Source organism: Mycobacterium sp. (assembly GCF_019247615.1).
Classification (GTDB): Bacteria; Actinomycetota; Actinomycetes; order Mycobacteriales; family Mycobacteriaceae; genus Mycobacterium.
The window spans coordinates 1-5,162 of record NZ_JAFBAT010000262.1 but is presented as its reverse complement, the minus strand read 5'-3'; the positions used below and the strand labels follow the sequence as shown (position 1 = coordinate 5,162).

General features: G+C 65.1%; 4 protein-coding genes. 3 read left to right on the top strand and 1 reads right to left on the bottom strand.

All coding sequences use genetic code 11. From position 1 onward, the window contains the following. The 3 genes from JO059_RS18020 to JO059_RS18010 form a co-directional block, all read left to right on the top strand. Positions 1 to 1,387: AMP-binding protein (locus tag JO059_RS18020; protein WP_293321123.1), on the top strand; the 1,387-nt coding region annotated here is incomplete at its 5' end. A 13-nt stretch (positions 1,388 to 1,400) separates the two neighbouring features. Then, entirely contained in the window at positions 1,401 to 2,777 is a 1,377-nt protein-coding gene (locus tag JO059_RS18015; RefSeq protein WP_293321121.1) for an aromatic ring-hydroxylating dioxygenase subunit alpha, read from the top strand. Next, complete coding sequence (locus JO059_RS18010; protein ID WP_293321119.1) at positions 2,774 to 4,471, top strand: FAD-binding protein; 1,698 nt, start codon at positions 2,774 to 2,776, stop codon at positions 4,469 to 4,471. The genes JO059_RS18015 and JO059_RS18010 overlap by 4 nt, the downstream gene beginning before the upstream one ends. Positions 4,472 to 4,536: 65 nt before the next feature. Here JO059_RS18010 and JO059_RS18005 read toward each other — a convergent pair. Continuing rightward, positions 4,537 to 5,162, bottom strand: a 626-nt coding sequence (locus tag JO059_RS18005) for an enoyl-CoA hydratase-related protein (RefSeq protein ID WP_293321117.1), incomplete at its 5' end; no start/stop codon positions are given.

Here is a 5,162-nt window from a genome sequence, read left to right as displayed (position 1 = left end):
GGTGGCGCTGGTGCTGCCGAATCGACCCGAGTTCCTCGAAATCACTTGGGGCTGCCAGCTTTCCGGGCTCTACTACACTCCCGTCAACACGCACTTCACTCCCGACGAGGTCGCCTACGTCATCGACGACTCCGACGCCAAGGCCGTATTTGTCGATGCCGCCCTGCCCGGTCTCGCCGGACATCTGCGCGAGGCGAACACGCGCGTGCACGTCCGTTTCGCCGTCGGAGGCAATTTGCCCGGCTGGTGCCCTTATGAGAACGCCCTCGCCGCGGCCGGCGATCCCCCGCCGCCGTCGGACGGATCGGAGATGCTCTACTCGTCGGGCACGACGGGAAGGCCCAAGGCCGTTCGTCGTCCCCTGCCCGCGGACGGCAACGGATCCTGGGCTCAGGCGGTGCTGGAGATGGCGCTGATCCACAAGTACGGCATGGACGCTTCCAGCGTTTACCTCTCCCCCGCGCCGCTCTACCACGCCGCCGGCGTGAACTACACCATGGCGGTCAACCGCGTTGGGGCCGCGTCGATCATCATGCGCAAATTCGACGCGGAGGCGGTGCTGCGCCTGATCGAGACGCATCGCGTCACCCACGCACAGTTCGTGCCCACGATGTTCGTGCGGATGCTCAAGCTGTCCGAGGCGACCCGGGGCGGATATGACGTCTCGAGCCTGCGGTGCGTGATCCACGCGGCCGCGCCGTGTCCGGTCGAAGTCAAGCATCGGATGATGAAGTGGTTCGGGCCGATCATTCACGAATACTACGGGGGCACAGAGGGATTCGCAGGAACGACGATCGGCCCCGAGGAGTGGCTCGCCCATCCCGGCTCCGTGGGCAAACCGATGTCCCCGGTGCACGTACTGGGTGAGGACGGCAATGAGCTTTCCATCGGGGAGTCCGGCGAACTCTACTTCGAAGGTGGCCCCGAGTTCGAGTATTTCAACGACCCGGCCAAGACCGCGTCCGTGTACAACGAGCGGGGATGGCGTTCCCTGGGCGACATGGGTTACGTCGATGAGGACGGACACCTGTACCTGACGGACCGGTCGACGTTCACGATCGTCTCCGGCGGGGTGAACATCTACCCACAGGAGGCAGAGAACCTGTTGGTGATGCATCCCAAGCTCGTCGACGCGGCGGTCTTCGGCGTTCCCAACGACGAGTTCGGCGAGGAGGTCAAGGCGGTCGTGCAGCCCGTGGAGGAGGCCACGCCCGGACCAGACCTGGAGGCCGAGCTCATCGAATACTGCCGAGCCCACCTGGCTGGCTACAAGTGCCCGCGCACAGTGGAATTCGTCTCCGAGCTCCCCCGCGACCCCAACGGGAAACTCTACAAGAGACGCATTCGCGAACGCTATTGGCAGGGGCGGTCGTCACGGATCGTATGAACGAGGAAAAGCGATGGATGTAAACTGGACTCCACTTCCGGTGCCGTGGGCGGTCCAGGCCGCCGACCGGATTCCCAAGCAGCGCTACTACGATCCGGAGTTCTACGCGCTCGAAAACGAATTGCTCTGGCCGCGCGTATGGCAGATGGCGTGTCGGCTCGAGGAAATCCCCAAGCCGGGCGATTACGTCGAATACGAGATCCTCGACGAGTCCGTCATCGTCGTCCGGCTTGACGCGGAAAACGTGCGCGCCTATCACAACGCCTGCCGCCACCGCGGTGTGAAGTTGGTGGACGGCAGTAGTTCTCGTGGCAATCGACGCACCTTCGTGTGTCCCTTCCACGGATGGTGCTGGGGCATCGACGGACGCAACACCTTCGTGCTGCGGCCCGAGGAGTTCGACGACCACAACCTGCGCCCGGAGGACCTTCGCCTGGTTTCGGTCCGGTGCGAGATCTGGGGCGGCTGCGCGTGGATCAACCTCGATGACGACGCACCGCCGCTGCGGGATTGCATCGAGCCGTTCGCCTCCATCTACGACGCGTGGAAAGTGGAGTCGCTGCGCGTCGAATGGTGGCAGGCCTGCCGGCTGCCGGTGAACTGGAAGCTGGCGACGGCCGCCTTCATGGAGGGCTATCACGTTCCGCAGACCCACCCGCAACTGCTGCCGTCATCGCAGCCAAGCACGTCTTCGGGTGCGCCGCCCGGGCTCATCCGGACCAATCTGTACTTCATGCGCACACTCGGCCAGGGCATGGCCGGAATGACCCACGAAAACGACGTCCGAATCGCCGAGGGACTGCAGGACATGGAGCTGCCGTCCGACCCGGCCGAGGCGATGGCCGTCTGGCGCCGCACCCTCAACGACGCCGTCGTGCACTGGCATCGGGCCCGCGGCTGCGACATGCCCGACCTCAACGAATTGGAGCGCCGCGGCATCGTCGACGCGATCAATTTCTGCTTCCCGCATTACTTTCTGTTGCCCCAATACAGCAGCGCCTCCTCGTATCGCATCCGCCCGCTCGGTCCCGAGGAGACGCTCTTCGAGATCTGGTCGCTCACCCGCATCCCACCGGACCAGATCACCGGCAAGCCGACACCGCCCGAACCCATGGCACCGGACGACCCGCGCTGGCCGCCGATTCCCGCCCAGGACTTCTCCAACCTTCCCAGACAGCAAAAGGGCTTGCACTCCAAGGGGTTTGAGTACATGCGGTTGTCCAGCCGCATCGAGGGACTGATTTCCAACTTCGAACGCGTCATCGACGGCTTCCTCGCCGGCCTGCCTTACGACGCGCTGGTGCCGGCGATGCAGAAGACCAACACCACCATCGACGTGCCGATGGCCGACCTGGGATTCGGCGCCCGCGACGACGCGGAGGCGCGATGAGCAAGCAATGGGACCGATCCGTCGACCTGCTCATCGCGGGCAGCGGCGGCGGCGGAATGATAGCGGCGCTGGCGGCGCTGGACTCCGGCATCGAGCCGCTGGTGATCGAGAAACAGGCCCTGGTGGGCGGTTCCACGGGCCTTTCCGGCGGCATGGTGTGGCTGCCGAACAATCCCCTGATGCGAGCCGACGGCATCCCGGACTCACACGAGGACGGATTGGCCTATTTCGACGACGTGGTCGGCGACATCGGCGCGGCCTCGTCGCCGGCTCGCCGCGAAACGTTCCTCAACGCGGGCTACGAGATGATCAACTTCCTGACGCGCAAAGGGGTTCGCTTTGTCCGGTGCCCGGGCTGGAGCGATTATTACCCAAATCACAAGGGCGGCAACGAGGCCGGTCGTGCGATCGAGTGCGTACCCTACGACGCGGCGGCGCTGGGACATTGGAGGGACAAGGTCCAGCCGTCCATGGCCAAGAGCTACGGCGGTTTCGTCCTCAAAACGAACGAGCTGCGCGCGGTGCAATATTTCAACCGATCGCCGCGCGCGTTCGCCGTGGCGATGCGAGTGTTCGCGCGCACCAGGGCGGCCCGGCTGCTTCGTCGGGAGATGCTCACCAACGGTGCCTCGCTGATCGGTCAGATGCTCAAGGCGGTGATCGACCTGCGCGGCGAGCCGCCGATCTGGACCCAGGCCGCCATGGAGGACCTCATCGTCGAAAACGGCCGCGTCGTGGGCGCGCGCGTCTCCCGCGGCGGCGCCTCGCTGAACATCGAGGCGCGCAGGGGCGTGCTGCTGGCGGCCGGCGGCTTCAGCCGCAACGCGGACATGCGCCGCCGTTACAGCGGAGACCAGCCCAACGAGGCGAATTGGTCGATGGCCAACGCCGGCGACACCGGCGAGGTGCTGCAGATGGCGATCCGGCTCGGCGCGAAAACCGACTTGATGGACGAGGCCTGGTGGCTGCCATCGATTTTCATCGCCGACGGGGGCGACGCCGCGAGGGCACTCGGAACCGGTCGGCAGCGGCCCGGCGCCATTTACGTCGACGGAACCGGCAGACGGTTCTGCAACGAGTCGAACTCCTACGTCGAAGTCGGCAAGGCGATGTACGCCAACAAGGCGGTGCCCTGCTGGATGGTCTTTGACGAGGGCTACGTACGCCGCTATGTTTCGGGCGCCAACCCGTTCACAAAGCGTCGCCTTCCCGAAGAACTGATCGCGAGGGGCGCGGTCCTGCGCGGTGATACCGTTGCCGACCTCGCACGCCAGCTGGATGTACCGACCGGCGCGCTAGAGGAAACGGTCAAGCGCTTCAACGGTTTTGCCGCCAAGGGCCTGGACCCGGACTTCGGCCGCGGCCAGTCGGCATACAACGACTGTCTGGGTGATCCCGGATATCGGCCCAACGCGGCGATCGGGCCGCTCGCCACAGCGCCGTACTACGCCACCCGGGTGGTTCCCGCCGATGTCGGAACCTGCGGAGGGGTGATCACCAACGAGCACGCGCAGGTTCTCGACGAGGACGACTGCGTCATCGACGGGCTGTACGCGACGGGCAACATCACCGCGACGGTGATGGGCCGAAATTATCTGGGCGCTGGCGGCAGCATTGCCTACACAATGGTGTTCGGTTACGTCGCGGCGCGGCACGCCGCCGGGCGCAGGGTCGCCGGCGAGAAGACCCGCTAAACCCGCGAGCAGACGCAGAATCGCATCAGCGAAGCTCGCGCAGTGCGATTCTGCGTCTGCTCGTGCTAAGAACCTTCGTCGCGGTCGACGAATTCGCGTGGCTTCATACCGGATTGCCTGAGCTCGGCCCGTCGCGCCTGAACATCGGAGGCGGCGCCGACCATGTTGGTCAAGATGTGGCTGACCTGCAGGTGCACCCGCATTCCCATCAGTTCCCACGCACGCTTCACGTTGTCCTTCACCGCCATCAAGGTGGTCAACGGGATTTGGGCGATCTTCTGCGCCATCTCCTCGACGGCGTCTTCCAGCTCTTCGTGCGGCACCACCCGATTGAGCAGACCCCACTCCAGGGCTTGCCGCGCCGACAGGGTCGGGGCCAGCAGCAGCCAGTCCATGGTGCGGTGCCAGTTCATCATCAGCCAGGGCTCGATCATGGTGTGCCCGCCGGGCTCGCCGAGGCTTTGGGCCAGCGGCATCTGGAAATACGCGTCTTCGGATGCCACGCAGAAGTCGGTCAACAGCCCGAGATAAATTCCGCCGCCCATGCAATAGCCGTGGATCTGCGAGATCGTCGGCTTGGGAAACTCCCAGAGATACAAAGTGGGCCAGAGGAATAGGTCCGCGGTGCCCTTGTACAGATCCTCGAAGGTGTGCCCGAAGTCGGGATACGGGTTCTCCTCCGGACCCCAGC